At 64.9% G+C, this 4,027-nt stretch carries 3 protein-coding genes and 1 pseudogene; 1 reads left to right on the top strand and 3 read right to left on the bottom strand.

Annotated elements, in window-relative coordinates; genetic code table 11:
* The first annotated feature begins 172 nt into the window (after positions 1-172).
* The gene (locus NFW05_RS07615) at positions 173-748 is read left to right on the top strand and encodes a YSC84-related protein (RefSeq protein WP_295304524.1); all 576 of its coding nucleotides are present in this window, start codon (positions 173-175) and stop codon (positions 746-748) included.
* A 34-nt stretch (positions 749-782) separates the two neighbouring features.
* On the opposite strand, the gene NFW05_RS07610 is transcribed toward NFW05_RS07615, so the two are convergent.
* From NFW05_RS07610 to NFW05_RS07600, 3 genes and pseudogenes are all read right to left on the bottom strand, one after another.
* The gene (locus NFW05_RS07610; RefSeq protein WP_295304521.1) at positions 783-2,177 is read right to left on the bottom strand and encodes a DUF2252 domain-containing protein; all 1,395 of its coding nucleotides are present in this window, start codon (positions 2,175-2,177) and stop codon (positions 783-785) included.
* An 85-nt stretch (positions 2,178-2,262) separates the two neighbouring features.
* Positions 2,263-3,513: an arginine deiminase gene (gene arcA / locus NFW05_RS07605; protein ID WP_295304518.1), complete on the bottom strand. Its 1,251-nt coding sequence runs from the start codon at positions 3,511-3,513 to the stop codon at positions 2,263-2,265.
* Positions 3,514-3,626: 113 nt separating this feature from the next.
* Positions 3,627-4,027: pseudogene (locus NFW05_RS07600) on the bottom strand (hypothetical protein); the annotation flags it as partial.

The following is a 4,027-nucleotide window of genomic DNA, read 5'->3' as shown; positions in this document are numbered from 1 at the left end:
CAATTGTCGGTCGGAGCGCTCTATGTCTGGGTCCTGGCCTCGATGCTGGGGTAGTCTCTTCGCCCGGATGCCGCGTAGCGGAATCCGGACTGGATTTCGGGTTAAGCTCTGCTTTTAACCACCCGCAGCTCGCGGCTGCACTCACTCTTCGAACCATTGAAAGGGGTAATAAATGAACAGACGAAACTTCGTTACCGCAGGTCTCTCGCTGGCGGCTCTTGCGCTCTTCACGACGGGCTGCACCACCACCAGCGGAAATCCCGGCGATCCCGCGCTACAGCGCGAGGCCATCGACTCCGCAGTCGACAGCGCTCTGTCGCGTCTGTACCAGGAAGCGCCCGGATCGAAGGAAATCGTCGCATCGGCACGGGGCGTGCTGGTATTTCCGTCGGTGATTTCCGCCGGCTTCATCGTCGGCGGGGCGAACGGTCAAGGCGCATTAAGGCGGGGCGGCAAGTCCACCGGCTACTTCCGCATGACCGAGGCCTCGGTCGGACTTCAGGCGGGTACGCAGTCGCAGGCAGTGTTCATCCTGTTCATGACCCAGGACGCGCTGGGCCGCTTCGAGGCCAGCCGGGGCTGGACCGCCGGCGTCGATGGTTCCCTGTCGTTGCTGACGGTGGGCGCCAACGCCAGGGTCACGACCCAGACCGCGCAGCAGCCGGTCGTGGGTTTCGTGCTGACGAACTCGGGTCTAAGGGCGAACGTGAGCCTGAATGGCACCCGGATAACACCGCTTGACCTGTGAGCGCATCGTCGATCCAGTACCGCCCGACGGGTTGCTACCAGCCAGGTGCGCTTTCGACCGTGCCCGCGGCGATAGCGCGCTTGAGCTGCGCGTGGTCGCGCTCGTTCTGGTCGGCGTACCGGCGGGCGAAGTCGCGGAGGGCGGTGGCGAACCGCGAACTCTTGCCGAGGTACGCGCTGATCGCCACGGCGTCCCCCGTGCGGGCGTGGGCCCGGGCCAGCGTCTCGCCGCAAGCGGCGGCGAACTCAACCAGGATGGGGGCGAGCAACTCGATGTCGAGGATGATCTTCATGTCGCGGAACTGCCGCACGTAGTAGTCCCTGCCCTGAAACGAGCCCCAGCCGACGAAGATGTCGGTCGCGCTCTGCAGCGCCCGCTTTCCGGCGATCACCCGGGCGCCGTGGTTATCGTGCTGGCTGGGGCCGAGGTGGGACTCGTACACCGACGGACCGGCCTGCTTGATCTGTAGGAACAGGGGGTCGTTGCCGCTGCGGCCCTCAAGCAGGGCCAGGTAGACCCGCATGCCCACGCTACCCACCCCCACGACCTGGCGGACCAGGTCAACGGGCGTGAAGCGATCGAACAGGTGGCGCCGATCCTCCTGCAGGGTCATCCGGTAGTCGGCCAGGAACTGGTCGGTCAGCGCGTCCTGCTCGCCGTCGTCGATGGTGACGCGGATGGGTGGGGCCTCGTCGATCCGGGGCCGGCCGTCGACCATCGTGGCGAGCTTGGCGAACGCGCCGTGGTGGGTGCGGCGCTTGGACCCCTTCTCGATGTGGACCAACAACTGCCCACGGTCGGCCGGCGCGAAGTACTTGATCAGACTGTCGACGTAAGTCCCGTCGTACCAGAGGTCGAGTTCCGTCATCGTCGCGTAGCGGGCCATCTGGTTCCGGTAGGCCTCCACCGCCGTGACCACCGCCTCATCGGCCGTGGCCGCCTTGAGGCCATCCTCCCGCGCCGCCACCACCAGGCTGGCGGCGAGACGCTGCACGTCCCACTCGAAGGGTCCGGGTAGCGTCTCGTCGAAGTCGCGCAGGTCGAACAGGAGATTCCGCTCTGGCGTGGCCCACAGGCCAAAGTTGAGGACGTGGGCGTCGCCGCAGAGCTGAACCCGCAGCCCGCTGTGGGGCCGGGACGCGAGATCGGCGGCCATCACGGCGGCCGCTCCACGGTAGTAGGTCCACGGCGAGGCCGCCATGCGTCCATGTCGGATGGGGAGCAGCTCGGGGACCCGGATGGCGTTCTGGGCCAGGATCGTATCGAGGGCATCGTGCCCGCGCGCGGTTTCGTCCCAATGCGCCCGCGCGCTCCGTGGAGCCTGCTTTCGGGCGGCCTGGCCAGTCGCGCGTCGCTCCTCGATGGTCTCCCGGAGATCGTGCAGCGGGGCCGTTGCGGGCGAGGTCGTGGTCGGGTCGGTATCCGTCATGAGGGTTAGTCCTTGAGTAGATTGGTGGGATCGAGTCGGATCGATCAAGCGCCGGCTCATCGTCGGCGCTGTTGACTGCAAGATTTTAGAAATCAACCGGGTCGCGGATGATCGGGCAGGTCATGCAGTGCCCGCCGCCCCGGCCGCGACCCAGTTCGGCGCCGACGATGGTGATGACTTCGATGCCTTCCTTGCGCAACTGCGTATTGGTCCAGGTGTTGCGGTCATAGGCGAACACCACGCCGGGAGAAGCCGCCACCAGGTTGTTGCCGCTGTCCCATTGTTGGCGCTCGGAGGCATAGTGGTCGCCGCCGGTTTCGACGACGCGCAGTTTCCTCAGGTTCAACGCTTCGGCGACCACGTCGACAAACGGCTTTTTCTCCAGGGTGGCCTCGACGCCCACCGGCTTGTCGCTGGGCCGCAGCGAGATCGGATGGACCCGGTTCATGATCTCGGGATACAGCGTGACCACATCGCGGTCGGCGAAGGTGAACACCGTGTCGAGGTGCATGGCCGCCCGGAGCTTGGGCATGGCCGCCACGATCACTCGCTCGGCGGCGCCCTTCTCGAACAGGGCGGCGGCCATCTGGCCGATCCCCTGGCGCGAGGTCCGCTCACTCATGCCGATCAGCACGGCGCCGTTGCCGATGGGCATGACATCGCCGCCTTCCACCGTCGCCAGGCCAAAATCGACATCCGGGTCGCCCCACCAGATTTCGAACCTGGCATTGGCGAAACTCGGATGGAACTTGTAGATGGCCGTGGTCAGGAAGGTTTCTTCCTTGCGGGCCGACCAGTACAGCGGATTCAGCGTCACCCCGCCATAGAGCCAGCAGGTGGTGTCGCGGGTATACAGGGTGTTGGGCAGCGGCGGCAGCAGATACTCGGTGACGCCGTGCGACTCGCGGACCAGATCCAGATAATCCGAGGTGGCAAACTCGTCCGGCACATCGACCACCGAAACCCCGCCGATCAGGAACTCGGCCAGTTTGCGCGGCTCCAGGCTTTCGAGAAAGGCGCGGGTCTCGGCGATCAGCCCCAGACCGACGTTGTTGGGCGTCACCTTGCGGTCGAGCAGCCAATTCCTGGCCTCGGGGATGGCGACGGTTTCGGCCAGGAGATTGTGCATTTCGACGACCTCGATACCGCGATCGCGCATCTTGGTCATGAAGTCGAAATGGTCGCGCTTGGCGTTCTGCACCCACAGCACATCGTCGAAGAGCAGATCGTCGCAGTTGGTCGGCGTCAGGCGGGTGTGGGCCAGACCGGGGGCGCAGACCATCACCTTGCGCAGGACGCCGACTTCGGAATGGACCCCATAGGTCACGTCTGTCATTGGATGAACTCCTTGGAATCACGAGGAACAATACCCACTCAACCGGCGTGAATATCCACCGCTTCCGCTCCCGTCTGGCGCAAATAGCGAGTGATTCCTGGCCGGCAGTCCGCTCAGATCGAGGGAGGAACACCCTTGGCAACCCGTTCCGGGGTGGCGCCGAATGCGTTGCTAGAGGATTCCCGCGAGGCTTCGGGTTCCTTGAGGGTCCGATGCATCAACATGTAGCAAACCGTGCCGCCGGCGAGGGCCGCCGCGACATGCTTCAGCGTATGGCCGCTGATGACATTGCCCAGATGGAGAACCTCGGCATCGAACGTTTCCAACAACTTGCTCAGCACATACCACCCGAACACCCAATAGAGATCGTTGCCTCGGGTATAGCGCGACGGGCTCAGCATCGCCAGCAACAGCACGATGATCACTGAATAGCCTTGCAGAACCCCATAAGGCAGCACATTGCCAACCCCGGCCCGCTCCGTGGCCCGCCAATAAATGACCGACGCGGCCCCGA

The organism is Accumulibacter sp., from assembly GCF_023806625.1.
Taxonomy (GTDB): domain Bacteria; phylum Pseudomonadota; class Gammaproteobacteria; order Burkholderiales; family Rhodocyclaceae; genus Accumulibacter.
Note: the sequence above shows the minus strand (reverse complement) of the source record. Positions and strands in the feature narration are given on the sequence as shown.